This window comes from Enterococcus sp. DIV1337a (assembly GCF_051712285.1).
Lineage (GTDB): Bacteria > Bacillota > Bacilli > Lactobacillales > Enterococcaceae > Enterococcus > Enterococcus faecalis.
In genome coordinates this window covers 815001-836110 of record NZ_JBIOOP010000001.1, presented here as the reverse complement: position 1 = coordinate 836110, position 21110 = coordinate 815001, and the positions used below count along the sequence as shown (strand labels likewise).

General features: G+C 37.3%; 17 protein-coding genes, 12 tRNA genes, 1 pseudogene and 2 riboswitches (1 of these 32 only partly in view). Of the genes and pseudogenes, 7 read left to right on the top strand and 23 right to left on the bottom strand.

Going from position 1 to position 21110, the window contains the following annotated elements:
- Positions 1 to 5: 5 nt before the first annotated feature.
- Genes galT through IGL49_RS04100 form a run of 3 tightly spaced genes read right to left on the bottom strand, consistent with a single transcriptional unit; the run spans position 6 to position 3679 of the window.
- Positions 6 to 1496 (bottom strand): UDP-glucose--hexose-1-phosphate uridylyltransferase, encoded by a 1491-nt coding sequence (gene galT / locus IGL49_RS04110; RefSeq protein WP_174108333.1) that lies wholly within the window; start codon positions 1494 to 1496, stop codon positions 6 to 8.
- Between the two features lie 14 nt (positions 1497 to 1510).
- Positions 1511 to 2500 (bottom strand): UDP-glucose 4-epimerase GalE, encoded by a 990-nt coding sequence (gene galE / locus IGL49_RS04105; RefSeq protein WP_002413537.1) that lies wholly within the window; start codon positions 2498 to 2500, stop codon positions 1511 to 1513.
- 15 nt (positions 2501 to 2515) lie between these two features.
- Positions 2516 to 3679 (bottom strand): galactokinase, encoded by a 1164-nt coding sequence (locus IGL49_RS04100; protein ID WP_104854256.1) that lies wholly within the window; start codon positions 3677 to 3679, stop codon positions 2516 to 2518.
- A 199-nt stretch (positions 3680 to 3878) separates the two neighbouring features.
- On the opposite strand from IGL49_RS04100, the gene galM reads away from it, so the two are divergent.
- The 3 genes from galM (at position 3879) to IGL49_RS04085 (ending at position 5972) form a co-directional block, all read left to right on the top strand.
- Positions 3879 to 4937: a galactose-1-epimerase gene (gene galM / locus IGL49_RS04095; protein WP_308659095.1), complete on the top strand. Its 1059-nt coding sequence runs from the start codon at positions 3879 to 3881 to the stop codon at positions 4935 to 4937.
- Between the two features lie 129 nt (positions 4938 to 5066).
- Positions 5067 to 5213: a hypothetical protein gene (locus IGL49_RS04090; protein ID WP_002384758.1), complete on the top strand. Its 147-nt coding sequence runs from the start codon at positions 5067 to 5069 to the stop codon at positions 5211 to 5213.
- A gap of 120 nt (positions 5214 to 5333) precedes the next feature.
- Complete coding sequence (locus tag IGL49_RS04085) at positions 5334 to 5972, top strand: sugar O-acetyltransferase (protein ID WP_104854255.1); 639 nt, start codon at positions 5334 to 5336, stop codon at positions 5970 to 5972.
- Between the two features lie 45 nt (positions 5973 to 6017).
- Here the strand turns inward: IGL49_RS04085 and IGL49_RS04080 are convergent, their stop codons facing one another.
- The 5 genes from IGL49_RS04080 to IGL49_RS04060 form a co-directional block, all read right to left on the bottom strand.
- Positions 6018 to 6449: a VOC family protein gene (locus IGL49_RS04080; protein ID WP_104854254.1), complete on the bottom strand. Its 432-nt coding sequence runs from the start codon at positions 6447 to 6449 to the stop codon at positions 6018 to 6020.
- Positions 6450 to 6515: 66 nt separating this feature from the next.
- A complete protein-coding gene (locus tag IGL49_RS04075; protein ID WP_104854253.1) occupies positions 6516 to 6995 on the bottom strand; it encodes a GAF domain-containing protein in 480 nt (159 codons plus the stop codon).
- 234 nt (positions 6996 to 7229) lie between these two features.
- The gene (locus tag IGL49_RS04070; protein WP_104854252.1) at positions 7230 to 8447 is read right to left on the bottom strand and encodes an amidohydrolase; all 1218 of its coding nucleotides are present in this window, start codon (positions 8445 to 8447) and stop codon (positions 7230 to 7232) included.
- Complete coding sequence (locus IGL49_RS04065; RefSeq protein ID WP_174108331.1) at positions 8444 to 9694, bottom strand: amidohydrolase family protein; 1251 nt, start codon at positions 9692 to 9694, stop codon at positions 8444 to 8446. The genes IGL49_RS04070 and IGL49_RS04065 overlap by 4 nt, the downstream gene beginning before the upstream one ends.
- Complete coding sequence (locus tag IGL49_RS04060; RefSeq protein ID WP_104854250.1) at positions 9695 to 11356, bottom strand: peptide ABC transporter substrate-binding protein; 1662 nt, start codon at positions 11354 to 11356, stop codon at positions 9695 to 9697. It lies immediately after the preceding gene.
- Positions 11357 to 11736: 380 nt separating this feature from the next.
- Here IGL49_RS04060 and IGL49_RS04055 point away from each other — a divergent pair, with 380 nt between their 5' ends.
- On the top strand, positions 11737 to 13407 hold the full coding sequence (locus IGL49_RS04055; protein ID WP_104854249.1) for a PucR family transcriptional regulator: 1671 nt from the start codon (positions 11737 to 11739) through the stop codon (positions 13405 to 13407).
- Between the two features lie 54 nt (positions 13408 to 13461).
- Here IGL49_RS04055 and IGL49_RS04050 read toward each other — a convergent pair whose 3' ends face one another.
- The 3 genes from IGL49_RS04050 to IGL49_RS04040 form a co-directional block, all read right to left on the bottom strand.
- Entirely contained in the window at positions 13462 to 13887 is a 426-nt protein-coding gene (locus IGL49_RS04050) for a universal stress protein (RefSeq protein WP_104854248.1), read from the bottom strand.
- Entirely contained in the window at positions 13887 to 15485 is a 1599-nt protein-coding gene (locus IGL49_RS04045) for an Nramp family divalent metal transporter (protein WP_002382010.1), read from the bottom strand. The genes IGL49_RS04050 and IGL49_RS04045 overlap by 1 nt, the downstream gene beginning before the upstream one ends.
- A gap of 268 nt (positions 15486 to 15753) precedes the next feature.
- On the bottom strand, positions 15754 to 16269 hold the full coding sequence (locus IGL49_RS04040; RefSeq protein ID WP_164982997.1) for an AAA family ATPase: 516 nt from the start codon (positions 16267 to 16269) through the stop codon (positions 15754 to 15756).
- Between the two features lie 316 nt (positions 16270 to 16585).
- Positions 16586 to 16752: riboswitch (M-box (ykoK) riboswitch) on the top strand.
- A 44-nt stretch (positions 16753 to 16796) separates the two neighbouring features.
- Here IGL49_RS04040 and IGL49_RS04035 point away from each other — a divergent pair.
- The 3 genes and pseudogenes from IGL49_RS04035 to IGL49_RS04025 all read left to right on the top strand — a co-directional run bounded on the left by IGL49_RS04035 (position 16797) and on the right by IGL49_RS04025 (position 19991).
- The gene (locus tag IGL49_RS04035) at positions 16797 to 18569 is read left to right on the top strand and encodes an ABC transporter permease subunit (RefSeq protein ID WP_164982998.1); all 1773 of its coding nucleotides are present in this window, start codon (positions 16797 to 16799) and stop codon (positions 18567 to 18569) included.
- Between the two features lie 88 nt (positions 18570 to 18657).
- Positions 18658 to 19437 (top strand): ABC transporter ATP-binding protein, encoded by a 780-nt coding sequence (locus tag IGL49_RS04030; RefSeq protein ID WP_162782568.1) that lies wholly within the window; start codon positions 18658 to 18660, stop codon positions 19435 to 19437.
- 62 nt (positions 19438 to 19499) lie between these two features.
- A riboswitch (M-box (ykoK) riboswitch) is annotated at positions 19500 to 19667 on the top strand.
- A 64-nt stretch (positions 19668 to 19731) separates the two neighbouring features.
- A pseudogene (locus tag IGL49_RS04025) lies at positions 19732 to 19991 on the top strand (hypothetical protein).
- 17 nt (positions 19992 to 20008) lie between these two features.
- On the opposite strand, the gene IGL49_RS04020 reads toward IGL49_RS04025, so the two are convergent.
- The 12 genes from IGL49_RS04020 to IGL49_RS03965 form a co-directional block, all read right to left on the bottom strand.
- Positions 20009 to 20092, bottom strand: a tRNA-Leu gene (locus tag IGL49_RS04020).
- 14 nt (positions 20093 to 20106) lie between these two features.
- Positions 20107 to 20177, bottom strand: a tRNA-Cys gene (locus tag IGL49_RS04015).
- A gap of 25 nt (positions 20178 to 20202) precedes the next feature.
- A tRNA-Gln gene (locus IGL49_RS04010) sits at positions 20203 to 20274 on the bottom strand.
- A gap of 14 nt (positions 20275 to 20288) precedes the next feature.
- A tRNA-His gene (locus IGL49_RS04005) sits at positions 20289 to 20361 on the bottom strand.
- Positions 20362 to 20397: 36 nt separating this feature from the next.
- Positions 20398 to 20471: transfer RNA gene (locus IGL49_RS04000), tRNA-Trp, on the bottom strand.
- Between the two features lie 4 nt (positions 20472 to 20475).
- Positions 20476 to 20556 (bottom strand) — tRNA-Tyr (locus IGL49_RS03995).
- 5 nt (positions 20557 to 20561) lie between these two features.
- Positions 20562 to 20634 (bottom strand) — tRNA-Phe (locus IGL49_RS03990).
- Positions 20635 to 20679: 45 nt separating this feature from the next.
- Positions 20680 to 20755, bottom strand: a tRNA-Asp gene (locus IGL49_RS03985).
- 10 nt (positions 20756 to 20765) lie between these two features.
- A tRNA-Val gene (locus IGL49_RS03980) sits at positions 20766 to 20838 on the bottom strand.
- 27 nt (positions 20839 to 20865) lie between these two features.
- Positions 20866 to 20937: transfer RNA gene (locus IGL49_RS03975), tRNA-Glu, on the bottom strand.
- Between the two features lie 17 nt (positions 20938 to 20954).
- Positions 20955 to 21043: transfer RNA gene (locus IGL49_RS03970), tRNA-Ser, on the bottom strand.
- Positions 21044 to 21086: 43 nt separating this feature from the next.
- Positions 21087 to 21110 (bottom strand) — tRNA-Asn (locus tag IGL49_RS03965) (it continues 50 nt past the right edge of the window).

The window sequence follows — 21110 nt, the reverse complement described above, 5'->3', positions numbered from 1 at the left end:
TCAAATTAATCATTTTCAATACATTGAATAAACCGTTCAAAAGCACGACGGCCTTCTTCGTCACGTTTAAAGACGCCGGCATCTGTTAAAATTTGAACAAAAATCGTCCCAATTCCTTGTTGAATCACTTCTTTGACATTGGCTTCAGTGATGGTTTGCTGGCTGAGTTCATCCGCCCAAGCTCGATGGCTTTCAGCAATTTGATTGGGTTGCTTTAATAAATACTTTTCGACTTCTCTTAATTCTTGTGCCAGCCTTGGTGGCAAAATAGCTAATCCCATTACTTCAATTAGGCCAATATTTTCTTGCTTAATATGTTGTACTTCTGGATGTGGATGAAAAATACCATCTGGAAATTCCTCCGAAACATTATTATCTCGTAAAACTAAATCCAATTCAAATAATGACCCTTTGCGTCGGGCAATTGGTGTAATCGTATGATGCGGTGTACCATCTTCTGAATAGGCTCGAACTGAGACACGTTCATCAGAATAATTGCGCCATTTGGTCAAAATTAATTCGGCTGCCTCAACTAGTTCCTCTTGATGATCACTTTGAAGACGAATCACAGACATCGGCCATTTTAAAATACCAGCAGTTATCCCAGGATATTGTTTCAAAGAAAAAATTTTTTCCATTGGTGCTAAATCCATTGGAAATGTATGCCGTCCTGCTTGGTAATGATCATGAGATAAAATAGAACCACCAACAATTGGCAAATCTGCATTAGAGCCCACAAAATATTCAGGGAATAACTCCGTAATTTTAAGGAGCCGCTGGAACGTTTTTTTCTCGATTTTCATTTCTCGATGCTGTTGGTCCAAGAAAATCGCATGCTCATTATAATAAGCATATGGCGAATATTGAAAGCCCCAAGCTTCGTCCTCTAAATTTAGTCGGATAATCCGATGGTTTGTCCGTGCTGGATAATTCACACGACCATAATAGCCTTCATTCTCCATACATAACATACACGCTGGATATTTTTTTTGACTCATTTTCTTTTCAGCCAAAATTTTTCGAGCATCCTTTTCTGGCTTCGATAAGTTAATGGTAATTTCTAGTTTACCATAGGGTGAGTCCATTGGGAAAATAATATTTTTGGCGATTGCTTTCGTTTTAATGTAGTTATTCGTTTTACATAACTGATAAAAATAATCCGTTGCTTTTCGTGGAGACTCTTGATAATAGTCCATAAACTTCCGATTAATAGTGGTTGGGGTCGGCGTAATAAAATCCATTAACTCCGCTTCTAGTTGCTCTGCTTCCGTAATTGAGCCATCGATTTGGTGATTGGCTTGTGCAATGTTTAAAAGATGTTCCACCACACTCAACGGTTCTTGCTCACAGTCAACCGCCTCTGGTTGTTCAAAAAAATCACAGCCAACTAGTTTGGCAATCCGATTCGTCAAATAATAGCGGTCTGTTTCCGTCCAATCGCCATTTTCTATGATTATCTCTACAAATGCAGCAATCCATTTACTACTTTCTTTCATCATCTGATGTTCTCCTATTCATTATAGCCTTGAGGATGTTTCACATGCCATTGCCAAGCGGTGGCGATAATGTCCTTGACCTCAGTTACTTCTGGTTGCCAGCCTAAAACTCGTTTGGCTTTTTCACTAGAAGCAATTAACGTACTAGGATCCCCTGCTCGGCGTGGCGCGATTGTCGCAGGAATTTCTTGACCTGTCACTTCGCGAGCAGCATCTAACATTTCTTTAACAGAATAGCCGTTGTTGCTACCAAGGTTAAAGACGTCACTTTCACCGCCATTTTTCAAGTATTCTAAAGCCAAAATATGCGCTGCAATCAAGTCTTCAATGTAAACGTAATCTCGAATACACGTGCCATCTGGTGTATCATAATCATCCCCAAAAATACTTAGCTCTGCTCGTTGGCCTAATGCTACTTGTAAAATAATCGGCACAATATGCGTTTCTGGCGTGTGATCCTCCCCAATTGAGGCATCTTTTTTTGCTCCTGCGACATTAAAATAACGCAAAGCAACATATTTCATTCCATAAGCGTTGTCGCACCATTTCATGATTTTTTCCATCATTAATTTACTTTCCCCATACGGATTTTTAGGATTCGTTGGGGTTTCTTCTGTAATAGGCATTGCTTTGGGTTCGCCATAAGTGGCTGCTGTGGAAGAAAAAACAATGTGTTTCACCCCAAATTCTTGCATGACTTCCAAGGCAATTTGAGTGCCGTGAACATTGTTATTGAAATACATTAACGGTTGCTCCACGGATTCACCCACTAAAGAATTGGCCGCAAAGTGCAACACACCTTCAATTGATTCCTTTTCAAAGACACTACGTAAAAAAGCTTTATCACGAATATCGCCTTCATAGAAAGTCGCTTGTTCATGAACTGCTGCACGGTGCCCCGTTAATAAATTATCAACAACCACAACGGCATAACCTTTTGAAATTAATTGATCGACGGCATGTGAGCCAATGTAGCCTGCGCCGCCTAATACTAAAATAGACATTTAAAGCCTTCCTTTCTAAAATAACTTTCTGGCACCATCATCAATTGATGCAGGATAAAAATCAGCAGCATAGCCAATTTTATCTTGATAACTCTGGCCAACAGCTTCAATAAATGCGTCTATCTTTTGCTTTGGTACCAAAGCAATACTACAACCGCCAAACCCTGCACCAGTCATCCGTGCGCCCAAAACGCCTGGTTGTTCTTGCGCACAAGCCACTAAGGTATCTAACTCAATGCCAGTTACTTCGTAATCTTCTTTTAGCGAACGATGTGAGGCATTTAATAATAAGCCAAATTCTTCCAAATCCCCTTCAGTTAGCGCTTGTTTTGCCAATAAAGTTCGTTCATTTTCTGTGACGGCATGACGCGCTCGTTTAATCAACGTTGGATCTCCAATCAATACTTGATATTGTTCAAATGTCTCGCTGTCTAATTCACCTAAAAATTCAATAGATAACTCTTTTTGAAGCAAACGAACGGCTTCTTCGCATTCTGCACGACGTTCATTATATTTTGAATCTGCTAATTCACGACGTTTGTTGGTATTCATAATGACAATCGTATACTCACCTAATTTGGCGGGAACCATTTCATAGTGCATATTATTGGTATCTAGTAGAATAGCTTGATCTTTTTCTCCCATCCCTACGGCAAATTGGTCCATAATTCCCGAATTAACGCCAATAAATTCATTCTCCACTTTTTTACCGATTTGCACCAATTCAAGCATTGGACAGTGTAAAGCATATAAATCATTACAAATCGTCCCCATCAAAAGTTCAATAGAAGCAGAAGAAGACAAGCCAGCACCATTAGGAATCGTACCGTAGAAGAGCACATCTAAGCCAGAATCAATATTGTGTCCGCTTTCAATCAAGTAATTTAAAACGCCTTTCGGATAATTTGCCCAATCATCTGAATCTGAATAGGTTAAATCTTCTAATGAAAATTCGATGAGACCAACCTCTTTAAAATTATCAGAAAACATCCGAATTTTTTGGTCGTCTCTTTTTCTTGCCACACCAAATGTCCCTAACGTAATAGCCGCTGGGAAAACATGACCGCCATTGTAATCTGTATGTTCACCAATCAAATTAATTCTTCCAGGGGCAAAATAACAGGCTGTCCCTTTCTCACCAAATATTTCTACAAATCGATTCATTAACAGTTCTTCCATCACTAATCGCTCCTTTCACTAGTAAACAAATTGTATAATATTTACTAAACTTTTGCAAATATTTACTTAACATTTTTCTTAATTGTTATTTCGTTTGAAAACGTGTACAATACAATTAAATAAAGATTTATTTTCTTAGCGTTTCTTTTTGACTATTTAAATAATCTAAATAACAAAGTTAAATTTACTAAATATTTACTTGAAGGAAGGATTGATTATTTTGACTATTTCAACTGAATCATTTGGACAAGGAATGCTTCTTTACACACTGACGAATAAAAATGGTGTGACTTTAAAAGTAACAGATTTTGGTGCGCGAATTGTTGCGCTCGACGTTCCTCTTACAAAAAATGAATCTCGATCACTCGTGTTAGGCTTTCTTTCAGCAGATGAATATTTGTCTAAAGACTTATATTTTGGTGCAACAATTGGCCGAACAGCTGGTCGAATTGCCGATGGCTCCTTTGAACTAGCGGGTAAAACGTATCAAACGATGATTAATACGCCTACTCAAACAACACTTCACGGCGGCACACCTGGGTTTGAAAGTAAAAAATGGCACAGCGAAATCCAAGAGGCACAAGTGAATCCTTCTGTGAAATTTTGGCTAGAGAGTCCTGCTGGTGAAAATGGTTTTCCTGGGAACCTCACTGTTTCAGTCACGTATACATTGACTGAAGAAAATGAATGGCAAATTGAGTATCAAGCAACTACAGATGAACAAACACTTTTTAATCCAACCAATCATGTCTACTTTAATTTAACTGGCAATCCCGCAATCCCCATTGATGCGCATGAGTTACAAATAAATGCCCAAAAGTATGTCCCGCTTGATGAAAGAGTCTTACCACTTGGAGAATTAGCTTCCGTCGACCAGACAGCTTTTGATTTACAAAAACCTAAAAAATTAGCTGAGGTTTTTTCAAGTAACGATGAACAAATCCAAAAGATGAACGGCTTCGATCACCCTTTCATCTTAACCAATCATGATTTAATTAACCCGGATGTTATCTTAAAAAGTCCTACTAAAGATATCACCTTAGAGATGTTCACTGATCAACCTTCAGTTGTTATTTTTTCAGCAAATTTTGCTGATAACGGTCCCGATATTCAAGGGCAACAATTAGTCAATCACGGAGCGCTCACCTTTGAAACCCAAGTCTGTCCTGGTGCTGAAAGATTTCCGTTGTTCGGTTCTATCACCCTCTCACCTGAACAAGAATTTCATTCAACGACCCGTTTCAAACTAATTTTTTAAGTAACATGGTGCTCTTAACCAAGCTTATCTATGAGCTAAAAAAGAGAAGAAGGGTTAAGGGCATTCTATCATTTGACATTTTTAATCGCTCCATTTACACTATTTTCAATTAGAAAGGTGGTGATGTCTATGTATGCAATCAAGTTTTTTCATGGCTATTTAACTGCAGATGGTAAACGTACGCGTGATAAATCAGGTTGTTTAGTTTACCACTCTGAAAAAGAAGCACAAAAATTAGCAGATAAAATTGGCGGGAGAGTTAAAAAAATTGGATAACCTTTGATAAAGGATAGATAAGCAAGGCTATTTTGCTATCTGTCCTTTTTTATTTTACATATTCCTCGACTTATTGTATTGATTTGATACAATAGAGAAAAAGCCTAAAGGAGCGCTTACATGACACAAAATGACTTTGATTACATGCAAATGTTAAAAGGCGAATTATATTACGCCCCCACCATTTTACCCGAAAATAACTCGACAAAAGGCAAGGTGTTAGCTCAAAAAATCAATCAACTTCCTATCGATAATGTGAAAGAAATTGTGGCCCTAGAAAAAGAATTATTAGGAAAAACTGGCAAGCTGTTATATATCAACCCGCCCCTCCATGTAGATTACGGTCGCCATATTGAGGTAGGAGAAAATTTTTATGCAAACATGGATTGCATTTTTTTAGATGTAAACAAAATCATCTTCGGTGATAATGTCATGGTTGGTCCTCGTGCTAGCTTTTATACTGCCGGCCACCCAACTGATCCAATGATTCGAACTGCAGAATTAGAATTCGGTACGCCAATTATTGTTGAAGATAACGTGTGGATTGGCGGAAGTGCTACCATTTTACCTGGCGTTACAATTGGAAAAAATGCGATTGTTGCTGCTGGTGCTGTCGTTACAAAAGACGTTCCTGCGAACACAATTGTTGGGGGGAATCCAGCAAAAGTCATTCGCAAAATTGATGAAAACGATCAGCAATTTTGGACAGAAAAGCAACGGCAGTATCAAATCGCTAAGAAGCAATTCTTTCATGAATAAAAAAGCCCCAATCCAATGAAAATAGTGGATTGGGGCTTTTTTATTTTAATCTTCTTCATAATAATTAAACATCCAATGGATGCCAAACTGATCTTTTAGGGAACCATACTTTTTGGACCAAAAAGTTTCAGATAATGGCATTGTAACAGTGCCACCTTCAGATAATCGTTTAAATAAGCGTTCAATTTTTTCATCATCATCTGTGCTAACCACGAGCGAAAGGTTATTTCCTTCCGTAACTTCAAAACCAAACATATCAGGAACATCTGAAATCATTACATAGGTTCCTTCAATAATGATGCTTGCATTCATCACTAAATCCTTTATTTCGTCGTTTATAGGATGCTCAGGATCTTCAGGTGCTTCGCCAAAAGTCATTAAATTTTGACATTTTGTATCAAAAACATCTTCATAGAACGCGATTGCTTCTTTTGCTTCACCTTTAAAATTTATATACAGCTCTAACAAATGACTCACCTTCTTTCATGATCAAATTTTATACTTTATTTTCTCATGATTTGTCAGAAAGCAAAAATAGTCTGCTTAAAAATCTGATTTTTCTAGCAATAAGGTAACAAATTTTTCCAAATACAGTTGGTCAACCGCATCATAGCTATTTGTTACACCACTATCAATATCTAAAACACCAACCAATTGATGATTTTTCACCATCGGCACAACGATTTCAGACATCGCAGCCGAGTCGCAAGAAATATAATTGGCGTGTGTCTTCACGTTATCAACAATCAATGTAACTTGTTTTTCTGCTGACTCACCGCAGACACCTTTGCCCATTTTAATTCTGGTACAAGAGACTTTCCCTTGAAAAGGCCCCAAAACTAATTCTTCATCTTTATATAAATAATACCCAGCAAAAACGGTATCTGGTAATGTTTGTGCAAGTAGCGCGGACGAGTTTGCTAAATTTGCAATAGTGTCCGTTTCTATTTCTAACAAACCACTCAATTGTTGCAAGCACAATTCGTAGGCTGCTTTTTTGTTTTCTCTCGTTTGTTCAGTCATGCTTGGTTCATCTCCTTCATTTTGTCTTATTATAAAGGAAGATACGCAAAAGTGCTATGTTAAAGTGAGTAAAACAAACTTGAAAAGCTGATACACGTTGTGAGCAGAAGCACTTTATACGCATTAAACTGTGACGAGTAACCGCAGGACTGACACTGTGCGTTGCTCAGAGCTGAACCCCGTTTCCTCTGTTTGGCTTTTTAGCATTCTATTTCTACCTAATTTTAAAGCAAGTTAAACCCATTGTCCTTTCAACATAATCTGGCGTTTCTGTGGTTTTCTAGCAATCACTTCTGCTGTAGAAGCTGCTTCTGTAAAAATAAAGTTTGCTTCGTCGCCTTCTGTAAACCAAAGGCGTTCTTCTTCAAATGAAAAAGGTGCTTCTTTGCCACAGCCATGGACGTAAGCTTGAGTAAGTTGCTCTTCTGTAATCTTTCCTGTCATTTCACAAAAATTACGTAATTTTTCAAATAAATCACCTGAAACATTAGAACTCCAAGAGTCAAAAAAGCCATCACTACCTAAATGAACCGATACACCAGCTTGGCGTAACACGTCAATTGGTGGCAATAAATAACGAGAATCATAGGGAATTGTAGACATAATCGCCGTTTGATGCGTTGCCAAGCGTTGGTATAGTTTTTCTTTTTCTGCTGGTCGTACATCTAGCAGCGCAAAGGCGTGGCTGATAGCGGTTGGCTGAGTAAATTTTCGTTCTTCCAAAATGTCTAAAAACTTATCAATTGTATAAACACCAACCTCCCCCGTATCATGCAAGTGGATATCGATTCCTACTTGAAATTCTTCTGCCAGATCAAAAATGGTTTCTAAAGATTCTTCAATTGCATAATCAATGCCTGCAGGATCTAAACCGCCAACCATTGTTCCACCATTTTTTAGGGCTTCTCTCATGAGTAAAACCGTTTGGGGATTTTTTAATAATCCATGCTGTGGAAAGACAACAATATCATAATCAATCACATGCGCATATTTTTCTAAGGCTCTTTTGACGCCCCAGAAGTTTTCTAGTTCTACATAAGGATCAATGTTGACATGTGTCCGAATATAAGAGGCTCCATACCCAATCAATTTTTCAATCATGGCCGTCGCTCGTTGTTCTGTTGACGGAGCTAACAATTTAAGTTCACTGGCTTCGTCTGCTAAACGCTCTTTTAAATTCTTAACAGGTTGGCTAGCACGCCAGCCTAATGAAAGATAGGTTTTATCTAAGTGGTTATGGCTCTCTTGAAAAGCGGGAATAGCCAGTTGTCCGTTTAAATCAGTGCCTTGTTGCTTTTCAGTGACTTGATTTTGCGAAATAATCGCTTGGATTTTTCCTTCTTGAATCGCTAAAGTATAGAGCGCAGTTTTAGTATACGTTAATTCGTGGTGGTCTTTAGCAAAACCAGTTTCTAAACGAACATTATTCAAATAAACAATGGATGCTGTCATTCTTTTTCCCCCTTTTGAACGGCTTCAACCAGTTGTCCTTTTAGTATCAATTGTTGGATTGGCTGTTGGCGGGCAATCACGTGAGCAGTGCTCTCAGCATTAAATAGTAGGAAATCTGCAGAATCGCCGACGTTAGGCCAAACACGCTGCCCGTTAGGATCAAGAGGCGTTACAAAATTACTTGCTAAGCCCCATAAACGATTCAAGCGATACTCATCGCTAATTTTAAATCTTTGAGCGGCTGTATTTAATTTTTCTATTGTATTGCCACTGCCAAAAGGCGACCAATGATCCGTCAAACTGTCATGAGCGACGGAAATCTTAACGCCTTGTTCAACCAAGGTTGGAATCGGCATGGTGGGCATGCCAATCGGGACAGTCGAAGTCAAATCAATACCTGTTTCGATGAATTTTTGCGCAATGTCTCTAATTGCTGCTTCTTCTAAGCCCCCCAAGGCTAAAGCATGACTTAAAGTAACTTTGCCAAACATCTTTGCTTGTTCTGTATAATCAACAAATTTATTAAATTCATAAAGTCCCAAAGTATCACGGGCGTGTAAATGAACATCAATTTTTTTATTAAATGTGGTAGCTAATTCAAACATTTTGGCGATTGAATGATCCACATGACGATCCACAAGGGCTGGATCAACGCCGCCGACATGAGTTGCGCCCATACGTAAGGCTTCACGCATCAAAGGTTCGACTTGCGAGCGGAGTAATCCGTGTTGAGGAAAAGCCACAATTTCATGAGTAATGTATTGTTCATATCGACTAAATGCTTCTTTAGTGATTTCAATATGTTTCGTTCCAATAGATGGATCTACATTACAATGACTGCGAATATGATAATGGCCTTGTTGAATATATTGCTCAATAACTTGGCAAGCACGTTCTAAACTAGTTGGTAATTGTTCAGGTAACAGCCAAGTTTCTTCTTCAATACGTGTTAAAATTCCTTTCGTTGGTGGACGACAGGCCTTCCAAGGTCCTCCAAAATACGTTTTATCAATATGAATATGCATTTCTCTTAGAGCAGGTAAAACGAGTTGCTGATTCACATCGATAACTGTTTCGTTCTCTAATGGCCTTAACTGCGGTGCGACCGCAGTACAGACCTCGTTTTCAATTCGAATATCATAGCTAGCTGTTTCTGTCGCAACAATTCGCTGATTCACAGTAGAAAATCCTGTTTCTAATTTACAGTTTTTTAAAAGCATGACAAACCCCTTCCTACCTTCATTCAATTAGTTAACATGAGCCCATTTTAAACTGTACGTAGGTCCAAATGAATGCCAATACAGATCCTTGATTTTTTGATTAGCTAATACAGAAATGCTTCGATTGTAGATTGGTGCTAAAACCGTTTCCTGATTCACCAAAATATCTTGTGCTTGAGCAAAGTCATTTAAACGAGCCTCTTGATCAGCCGCATGTGTTGTTCTAGTTTCTTGAATTAATTGATCATACGTATCACTCTTGAACGTTACACCGCCCAAGGTACTATCCGAAGTAAAGATGCGCATAACCGTTAATGGATCACGATAATCGGTTCCCCAACCAGATAATTCTAAATCATAGTCTCTCGTTTGATCACGATCAACACGAATAGTAAAAGGAACTTGAGTAACATTCACTTCTAATCCATCTAGATTTTCTTCCAATTGAAATTGGAAAAATTCAGCAGCTTTTTTGGCACTATCTGTATCATCTGTTAAAAATTCTAATTTGATTTTAGCCAGCCCAATTTCTTTTTTCCCTTTTTCCCAGAATTCTTTTGCTTTCGCTGTATCGTAGGTTAAGTAGTTATTTTTCTTAGCAGCTAGTTTTGTGAAATCAGTTCCATCTGGTGCAATCGTTTGTCCCGGCGGAATTACTTGATCTGTAGCCGTGGATTGATCTTGCAAGACTTCTTTTACAAAACTTTCTTTATCAAAAGCTTGTGCCAACGCTTTACGAATATTGTTGTTCGCTAGAGCCGGATTTTCTTTTCCATCACGAACACTGTTCATTTTTAAAAAGTATGTGACGAATTGAGGAATCGAAAGAAAGGCTGGATTATCAACATAACCAGGAATAAATTCACCACTTAGCTTATTCACTACATCCAATTCATTCGAGTCAAACAAATTCACCGCTGTCGTTGGGCTCTTAATTACTGAAACTTTTGCTTCTGTTAATTTAACTTTTTCAGCATCCCAATACGTATCATTTTTTTCGTAGGTCCAATCATCGGAAGAGGCGTTATCCCATTCTTTCAATTTAAAAGGACCATTATAAATCAAATGTTCTGCATCAGTGGCATATTTATCCCCTTGTTCTTTGATATATTTTTCATTTTGTGGAAACAAAACAGGAAACGAAAGTAATGATTTCAAATAAGGGGTAGGCCGTTCTAAAGTTATTTCTAATGTTTTATCATCTAGCGCCTTAACCCCAAGAGTATTCACATCTGCGCCTTCTAAAGCAATTTCCTTAGCATTTTTAATGACATCAAAAAATAAAGCTTGATGAATCGACCCTGATTTAGGGGAAGCAACTTGTTGCCATGCATAAACAAAGTCGTTTGCTGTCACTGGATCATCGTTCGACCATTTGGCATCTTCTCTAATCTTAAATGTATAAACGGTTTCATCTTCAGAAATCGCTGGTTCTTCGGCAGCGACCCCCAACTCTAATTCGTCTTCCTTACCTAAAACATAGAGTCCTTCATAAACTTGATTCATGACTAAAGTCGAGGTAGTATCCCCCGCTGTGTGCGGTTCCATTGTCGAAATAGCCGCTTCAGAACTAATTGCAATTTTTTGTTCCGCTGCTTTGTTACTATCAACCGAGTTTCCCGTTCCCGCCTGACAAGCCGTTAAAGCTAAAAGCAAACCGACGCATCCTAACATTTTTAATTTCTTCATACCGATCCCTCCATTTTACAAACTATAACCTTCAAAGTTACCAGAATTTTCTGATAAAATATAGAAAAAGAAGCATATCTGATAAGAGTCTCAAAAAACTTACAGATTATAGAAATACTTGAGAAATTTAAAGTAGCTGAAACAATAGTAAAAGCATTAAAAATTAAGTATACTATTGCTATATCTTTAAACGATGCGTTTCTATAGGTTGTAAGCGCTGATTATTCTTATTTGGTCACTTGTGACTACCAATCACGTGATGACTTGGAACTTTTTTCTATTAGTATAAGGATACCTTATTTTCCCTAAAATAGTTTTGTAACATCTTACAATAAATACACTTAATTTTTAGATAATTCATACAAAAGGAGGCCTTGCTAATGATGACGGTCAATGATCTACTCCATGCAGAAGAACTACCTGGTTTAACCTTATTGACGCACGAGACCAATTTAGATGCGCCAATTCTACAAGCAAATATTTTAGAAAATCCTGATGCTTTTGACTGGTTAACGCCAGGAGAAATTTTATTAACTACCGGCTATATTTTCAAAGATCAGCCTTGCTTGCAAAAACGTCTTATTCAAGAACTAGCAAATATGAACTGCGCTGCTCTAGGCTTTAAAGTCCAACGTTATTTCAATGAAGTTCCACAAGAGATGATCCAATTAGCGAATGACGTCGGCTTACCAATTCTCTCAATTCCTTATAATTACAACTTTTCTCAAATTATTTCATTGGTCAATCGCCGAGTCAATCAACCTGACGAAACGATTAGCCAACATTCTGTTCATATGCATAATAAATTTTATACAATTATCAAAGCTGGCGGAAAAAGTACCCAATTACTGGAAGTATTAAGTGCCGCGATTCAAGCGCCTGTAATGCTTTTAGACGAGCGTTTTCAGATTATGAATCATTTTGATTTACCTGATGCGCCAACAAGAATCACCAGTATTTTAAACAATGCAACTCGCAAAAAACAGTTTGAGACAGCTTTAAAAGCCCAGAACAATGAGCTACTATTATTTTATAAAGAACCACTGACTGTTGAATTTCCCTTAGCGAACCATCAGCTATCTTTGCGAATTTTACCCATCAAAAAGAAAAATCTCAGCTTATCTTACTTAGTGATTTGGCAAACTACCAAAAAATTACAGACGATTGATTTATTATCTGTGGAGGTCTGTGCTCACTACCTTTTACCACAACTTCAATTAGAATCTTCGGAAAATTTAACAACGAGGCAAAAGATCGGGGCGCTGTTTCAAGACCTTATCCAAGAAAAAAATACCAATCCTCAAGCTTGGCAAGAATTTAGTAATTATCTGCAATTAAATGAAAAAGATACATTTAGTCTCTTGCTTGTAGCCATTGAACAATTGGAACAACTGTTTAATCCGACTATTCAAATGAATAGCATTGGCCATCAATTGAATCATATTTTAGAAGGATATCGACAAAAAATTACTGCCTTTCCTACACAAACTGGCTTTATTTTATTACTAGAAAATCCAGCACAAGAGGAAGCCACCTACCTTGCACAATCCACTCATCTTGCCAAGAATTTACTAGAGCAATTAATGAAACTGAATCCAAAATTATCATTTAAATTAGCGATTGGGCCAACTGTCAAAAAAATCACCGATCTGTGTGATTCTTATAAATTAGCACAAGAAACATTCCACTTAGCACAAGCAAGTCAAGAATTACAACAACGAACGATTTTGAATTATGACGACCTCTTTTTTTATCGTTTAATGATCGAAACCCTGACCAAACAAGCCAAACAAAAAATATATAAACGATTGATTGAACCATTAGAAAAAGAAGATAAAAAACATGAAAGTTCCCTACTAGAAACCATCAACGCCTACTTTCAATCGAATAAAAATATTTCGTTGACTGCCACAAATATGTATGTACATCGTAATACAATTATTTATCGCTTAAAAAAAATAGAAGAGATTCTTCACTTAACTTTAGAATTTCCTGATAGTTCGCTACAACTAAGTTTGGCTGTTTATTTATATAAACAAAAATTACTATAAAAAAGCCACCACGAATAGTAAATCGTGGCGGCTTTTTTAACTGTTTCAATTTTGTTAGCGAATAATCATTACAGAAATTGGTGCATATCGAGCCATATAAGCTGCTTGGCTACCAAAAAAGCTTTTTAATTTGCTAGTTGACTTGGAGCCAATAATTAACAAATCTGGTTTATTCAAAGGAATAAGCTTATTAATAATTAATTCCCCTGGGTTTCCTTCATTGACAATTATACTTACTTTATCGATGCCATTCGCTAACGCTTCTTGTTGATATTTTTCCGTTTGTTTCTCTAATTTCGCCAACTGTTCTTGCCAGTAATTTTTATCTAACGATTGGTAAACATTAATCTCTTTCTCTTCTAAAATCGAAACAATAACCAATTCAGCTTGGTCTTCTTTTGCTTTTTGGATAGCATAATGAAATGCTTTTAGCGCATCTGGCGACTCTTCAACACCAACCATAATTTTTGAAAATTTCATTATTTAACCTCCTCTACTTGTTGCTCCATAGCTGCAAGCTGCTGTGCGTATCGTTTATCGCCTTTATATAATTCTACAACCGTCCAAACTAACAAGAGAATGACGAGTGCTATGATGACATAAGCAATATTATCGGCTAACGTAATTTGACTCGCTGTCGGATTATCACCGAAGAACCCTTCAATTTGATCAGGTAAACCTTTCATATTGAGGTAAATTAAGCCAATGACAGAAACCCAGCCTAACAATTTAATCAACCACGAGTTTTTAAAATGTTCACCCATTTCAACACGGCTATCTGTAAACATCAGTAAAGGCAACATCGAAAATGGCAAAGCAAATGCTAGAAAAACTTGTGAATTGTTCATTAAATTATTAATCGCAATATGCTCCTCCACTGTACTTTTTCCGCTGGTCATTAAAACACAAATTAAGACAGGAATAACAGATAACAAACGTGTGACCATCCGACGTAACCAAATTGGTACGCGCATATGAATAAACCCTTCCATAATAATTTGACCAGTTAAGGTTCCTGTAATTGTTGAATTTTGTCCTGATGCCAATAAGGCTACCGCAAATAAAATTGATAAAATTCCAGAACCTGCAATATGCGCTAAAATAGAATTACTCATAACCGCTGGATTTGATAAAGCATCAAACAAACCAAAGAATGAAGGATCTTTGACACTGCCGGATTTAAAAACGGCCACACCCATGATCAATAACAAAGAGTTAACAAAAAATGCCATCGTTAATTGAATATTAGAATCCCAAGTTGAAAAGCGTAAAGCGCGTTGAATATCGGTTTTATCTTTACGATCAATTTTACGACTTTGTACAACAGAAGAATGTAAATACAAATTATGAGGCATCACTGTTGCACCAATAATCCCCAATGCACCTGTCAGTGGCGTTTGCCCATTCACCGCATGCGATGTAGAAAAAGCTTCTGCACTAGGAACCAACCCTTTAATTACATCTCCCCATACTGGATTTGACAATGCCACTTGATAAGCAAAAATCACAAAAATAACAACAATCAAAGCAACAACAATAGCTTCAATTTTTCTAAAACCAATTTTTGTCAATAACAACAAAAGTAAAACATCAAATACCGTAATAAAGACAGCCAGACCTAAAGGGATATGAAATAATAAATATAAGGCAATTGCGCCCCCGATAACTTCAGCAATATCCGTAGCCATAATTGCTAACTCTGTTAAAATCCATAATACAATACCTAGCGTCTTACTAGTTCTAGCACGAATCGCTTGTGCTAAATCCATCTGTGAAACAATACCTAATTTAGCCGCCATATATTGGAGCAACATTGCAATCAAACTGGAAATTAAAATAATCGACATCAATAAATATTGAAAATTTTGTCCCCCAGTAATTGAAGTAGACCAGTTTCCTGGATCCATATACCCCACTGCTACCAATGCTCCTGGACCTGAGTAAGCAAATAACGTTTTCCAAAAACTCATATTTTTAGGCACGTCAATGGTGCCATTAATTTCTTCAAGCGAAGGACCATTTGCATATTCAATCAAATGATGTCTTTGCTTTGGTTCATGTTCTTCTGAATTTTTCAATTCAATTCCTTCTTTCGTTTTGCAATAATTTTAAAAGGCCCTTCCCATTAGAAGGTTAACCTCTAATATATTTTAGGTATACCTAAAATATACTGCTAAAAATAACAAAATGCAAGACTTAAAAGAAAATTTTGACAGTGTAAAAATAGATTGTCGTAAATGTGTAGTCTTAAAGTTTGAAGAAATTAGGGTAGCTGGTAGTTGATTATCTTAAGAAGTAGAAAATAAAGGACCTAAGTCATTTCGGCTTAGGTCCCTTATTTTGTTTTTATTCGGTTACTCTATTAAGAATGGTTGCTACAATTTCTGTCGTGTCAGCTGAATGATTTCTAAAAATCTCGGTAAACTGAATCTGACGAAAACCTTCAAGTACTTCGGGCAACTTATTTTTCCCCCATTCAAAAGTTCCATCATTTCTTTTCAATAATCTTTGTAAAATTTTTTCTTTCTCGACCGCTAACAAAAAATGACAAACGTTAACGCCTGCTCGTCTCAAATATCCAATTAGCTCTTCTTCATATTCTTTTTTATAAAGGGTCATTGGAACAATAATCGGCCGTCCAGACGCTTTCGACATTCGTTTTAATAAATGAGCATTCCAGCAACGCCATTCCTGATACTCTTGAAAATCATTTTCTTTCATTTCTTCGGGAACTAACTCCATCAATGCACTACCAATAATTTCTGGATCATAAATGATTGCATTGAGAAGTTTTTGTTGTAATTCATGTGCAATGGTCGTTTTTCCAGCTCCAAACGCACCGTTTAACCAAATAATCATCATAATTTCCTTTCTTCTGAACAAATTTCTTTGTTGCTTCATATAGGTGCTAGATTACTTTTAATTTTTTAGCCATTCACGTATAGTTACTACTTACATCTTTAACAGTAAACGAGACAAACTAAAAATACAACATCCTATGCTATTCCCCTTGCGTTACATAACATACTCTTCTGATAATTTTTTCTTAAAAAAAAAACAGAATGTGGGCAAACTTTTTAAGAATGATTGAATAGAATAACAACAAACAGTCATTCAGGTATAACTAGCTAGAAATTGTTTTATTTTTAGTCACGAGTATGATAAGCATGTAAATCAAATAGAATCATATTAGGTGAGGTTACTCTGAAGAACACAGGTTATCGCTCGGAAATGTCGAGAGACAGTAACGAGTAAAGCAGGGATTGTCGAATTAAGGCTTTCCTAAGATAACTAGAATTTTTTCTTACGTCTCAGAAAGCCAAAGCTCAATTATTGTGATTACCCTATAATCTTCTTCTTTTATTCGGCGACCTCTTTAATATGATTAATTGGAGGTTTTTAAATTGAAAGCTGTCACTGCATCATCTAAGAAAAATACCCTACTTGCTAAAAGTATCGGGAATCTTACCTTGCTCATCATTTTAGGCATTTTCATTTTTATCATCGTCTTCTCTTGGCTAAAAATGAATCGCCCTCTTCACACCCTTCCCTCAGAAGAATTCCTCGCAACACCAAGTAAAACAGATGATTTCTTATCTCCATCAAATCTTTTTTACTTTTCAATTCGAACCATGTTTCGAATGATTGTAGGCATGGCTTGGTCCTTCCTGTTTTCCTTTGTTTTTGGTATTTTAGCCGTAAAATATAAAACGGCACGAAGAGTCATTTTACCATTAGTTAATTTCCTTGAATCTGTTCCATTACTAGGTTTTTTGACCTTTACAACTGCTTGGTTACTTGGTTTATTTCCAGGAAATGTGATGGGTGCAGAAGCGGTTGCTATTTTTGCTATCTTCACAGGTCAAGCTTGGAACATCATGTTGACTCTTTACCAAATAATGGAAGTGATTCCTTCAGATCTAGTGAATGTGACCGATCAGTTCAAGTACAATGCTTGGGAAAAATTTTGGCGCCTTGAATTTGTTTACTCAATTCCTGGCTTACTTTGGAACGTTATTATTTCTCAAACGGCGGCTTGGTTTGCCTTAGTGGCTAGCGAGCAAGCTTCTGTTGCTTTTCCTAAAGAAACCAACCTTTACTTACCAGGAATTGGTTCTTATATCCAAGTGGCATTAAATCGAGCCGACTTTAAATCTTGTTTATGGGCTGTTTTTGCCTTATTAATCAATGTGGTGATTTTAAACTTTTTAGTCTTTCAACCTTTAGTTCGAGCCACTTATTATTTTAAATATGAAACAGATGTCGAAAGTACGACGCCACCTAAATCCATCATTTATCATTTATTAAAAAAAGCAACTTTAACGAAATACTTTTCAAAAGCTTTTGTGAAATTCAGTCATTTTTGGATCTATGATTTACCAAAAGTTTGGTACTTTTTCAAACTAGATTATCTCTATCGCTTACTAGCAAAATTACGCCATTTCTTCAAAACATTATGGTATGTCAGCTTAACGATTATTGGGATTTACTGTTCTATTAAGCTCTATCATTTCCTGCCCCATCAAGATTTCAGCATGATTCCTAGATTAACACTTTATACTACGCTAAGGGTTACCTTGGCCATGGTCGTTGCTGGCATTATCTTTACTCCCTTAGCAATTTGGGTTGCGAATGATAATCGGCGCTTAAGCATCGTTCAACCGATTGGACAAATTTTAGGCTCCATTCCGTCAAATGTTTATACTCCATTCATTGTGTTGATTATTAGTATGGGCTTCAACAAATTAGAATGGTGGATTCTACCACTCATCATGGTTGGTTGCCAATGGTATTTTTTCTTTAATGTAATTGCTGGCTACTTAGCCATCCCTGATGATATTCGTGACGTAACTAAACTTTTTAAATTATCTAAATGGCAATGGTGGACAAAATTTTTGATTCCTTCTATCTTACCTTACCTCATTACAGCAATTATTAACGCTGCTGGTGCTGCTTGGAACGCTGATATCGCAGCAGAAAGCATTCAATGGGGCAAAAAATCAATAGATGTTACTGGCCTAGGACAATATATTGCGGCAAACGATGGTGTAAAAGATAAATCTGCTTTAGGAACCTTAGCGATGTGTTTCGTTGTTGGTTTATGTATCGCCTTTGTTTGGCAACCTTTATATCGAGCAGCAAAACAAAAATTTCACTATTAATAGCTGGATGACTCAACTCGACTAAATTTTTAAGATAAACTAGAGAGGAGAACGATAGGTGATTTCCCTTGACCTATCTAATAAGACGATGGAAAATAAAGAATTATTAAGCATAAAATCAGTATATAAAGAATTTGAAATTGAAGGACATTCAGAACATTTAAAAGTCCTTGAAAATATTGATTTAACAGTTAAAACGAATGAATTTTTAAGTATTATCGGACAATCAGGAACAGGCAAATCAACGCTGCTCAGAAGTATTGCTGGACTTCTTCGCACAACTAGAGGTGAAATTACTTTTGAAGATAAAATCATTAATGAGCCTGATGCCAATATCGGTATGGTTTTTCAACATTTTGCCCTTTTTCCTTGGTTGACAGTCGAAAAAAATATCAGCTTTGGCTTAGAAAACCGTAAAGAAATTTCCCACGAACAAATAAATAAAAGAGTTAGTAATCTCATTGAAATGATTGGTTTAACTGGTTTTGAAAAAGCTTATCCCAGAGAGTTATCTGGTGGAATGAAACAGCGTGTAGGCTTTGCTCGTGCTTTAGCCATCGAACCTAGCTTATTACTTTTAGACGAACCTTTTTCAGCTTTAGATATCATTACAGCCAGCCAATTATCCAACGATTTATTAGAAATTTGGCTAAACAATCAAATTGCGACTAAATCAATTGTAATGATCACGCATGACGTTCAACAAGCAGTTCAACTTTCTGATCGGGTTGTATTAATGGATGCAAATCCTGGTCGTATTGCCAAAATTTACTCAATCGATATTCCCAGAAATCAACGTTCGCCTAAAACAACCATTGATATTGTAGAACAAATAACAGAAGAAATGATTCGTCGCATTCATTTGTAAATAGAACTATTTCTCCTACTGCTTATGTCTTGACAAAGAGTTACTTAAAAGACTATTATTTCTTTGTAATAAGTTAGGTGAGGCTCCTATACAAACATAGGCTATTGCTCAGAAATGTCGAGAGACACCAATGAGTAGAACAAGAATAGTCGAAGAGAAGGCTTTTCTCAAAATAGCTAAGAGTGATCTTTACGTTGTATAGTGCTAAAGCTCAACGTTCATGTTGATGCATGTTTTTAGTCTTTAGCAAATCAATTAAGTACTTTTATTTAAAATTAAGAGAGGAGTGAAAGTATGACTACTATGTTAGCAATCATTGGAACTGTTGCAATCATCACAGTTCAAGTTATTGAATATAATATGACAGAAATTCATATTCCCACTGCAGGAACATTTAATGACGATGATGCAGAACCCCCACATTCTTCTGTAACCCCTGTATTTATTCGCACTATACTTATCACTCTCTCACGTAACTTTCCATCTCATTTTTTGAGATGGTTTTTTTATGTATTTTAGAAAATAATAAACAAAAAAGACTGTTAAATCATTGATTTAACAGTCTTTAGTATACCGGCGGCCGGGGTCGAACCGGCACTCCCGTGAAGGAACTGGATTTTGAGTCCAGCGCGTCTGCCAATTCCGCCACGCCGGCAAGATATTTTTGGAAGGCGGTAACCGGATTTGAACCGGTGATGAAGGTTTTGCAGACCTCTGCCTTACCACTTGGCTATACCGCCATATTCCATTTTTGTTACAAAAAAACTGGGGTAGCTGGATTCGAACCAACGCATGACGGAGTCAAAGTCCGTTGCCTTACCGCTTGGCTATACCCCAATAAAATTACAAAGGGCGACCGATGGGAATCGAACCCACGAATGCCAGAGCCACAATCTGGTGTGTTAACCACTTCACCACGATCGCCGTAATCTTAAAAAGTGTATCTATTAAATAAATAAATGGCAGGGGCAGCAGGAATTGAACCCACACCAACGGTTTTGGAGACCGTTGTTCTACCTTTAAACTATGCCCCTAAAATGGAGGAAAGTGGATTCGAACCACTGAACCCTAAGGAACGGATTTACAGTCCGTCGCGTTTAGCCACTTCGCTATTCCTCCATAAATGGCGTGAGACAGAGTCGAACTGCCGACACACGGAGCTTCAATCCGTTGCTCTACCAACTGAGCTACCACGCCTAAAACAAAAGCTTGTTCAAATAATTTTCAAATAACAACATTAAATGGCGGTTCCGACGGGATTTGAACCCGCGATCTCCTGCGTGACAGGCAGGCATGTTAACCCCTACACCACGGAACCAACCGAGTAATGGAGGTTAACGGGATCGAACCGCTGACCCCCTGCTTGTAAGGCAGGTGCTCTCCCAGCTGAGCTAAACCTCCAAAAAGGAATGTTACTATTAAATTGAATGACCCGTACGGGACTCGAACCCGTGTTACCGCCGTGAAAGGGCGGTGTCTTAACCGCTTGACCAACGGGCCAGTTTGTAAATATGAAACGGAGAGTAAGGGATTCGAACCCTTGAGACAGTGTTTACCGCCTACATGATTTCCAATCATGCTCCTTCGGCCTCTCGGACAACTCTCCATAGCTGAAAGAAGCACATACTCATGATATTTCATATGTTAAACTCCGGCAGTAGGACTCGAACCTA